The 607-nt window shown below is 49.6% G+C and carries 1 protein-coding gene; it reads left to right on the top strand.

What is annotated here, in order from left to right; genetic code table 11:
- Positions 1 to 607, top strand: a 607-nt coding sequence (locus R7Q48_RS28840) for an ABC transporter ATP-binding protein (RefSeq protein WP_318133769.1), incomplete at both ends; no start/stop codon positions are given.

Raw genomic sequence — 607 nt, 5'->3', positions numbered from 1 at the left:
ACCATCGCTTGTTCGATCAATCGTCTGCACAATCCTCCCGCGTTTATCTCTGGCGGACAAATTCTGTTCCAAGGTAAGGACATCTTACGTTTGTCCGATAAGGAGCTAGGAGCGCTGCGTTGGAGCGAAATCGCCATGGTATTCCAAAGTGCCATGAACTCGCTTAATCCGGTACTGACCATTCAAGAGCAGTTTGCAGACGTCCTACGTCATCATCAAGGACTCAGCAACGAGCAAGCCAAAGATCGCGCCGAAAAACTGCTCGATTTGGTGAACATCCCTCGAGATCGACTGGGTGAATATCCGCACCAGTTCTCTGGGGGAATGCGCCAAAGGCTGGTTATTGCCATCGCGCTGTCTTTAAACCCTAAGCTCATCATTATGGATGAACCAACGACAGCGCTTGATGTGGTGGTGCAGCGAGAGATCCTGCAACAAATTTATCAGCTGAGAGAAGAATTTGGTTTCTCAGTTCTTTTCATCACCCACGATTTAGCCTTGATGAGCCAATTGTGCGACCGCATCGCCATCATGCGCCATGGTGAGATCGTAGAGGTCAATCACGCTTACGAGATCCGCAATCACCCACAACACCCTTACACGCAAA

The organism is Vibrio sp. 378 (genome assembly GCF_033339435.1).
The sequence above is the reverse complement of the archived record's forward strand: the minus strand, read 5'-3'. Positions and strand labels throughout refer to the sequence as shown.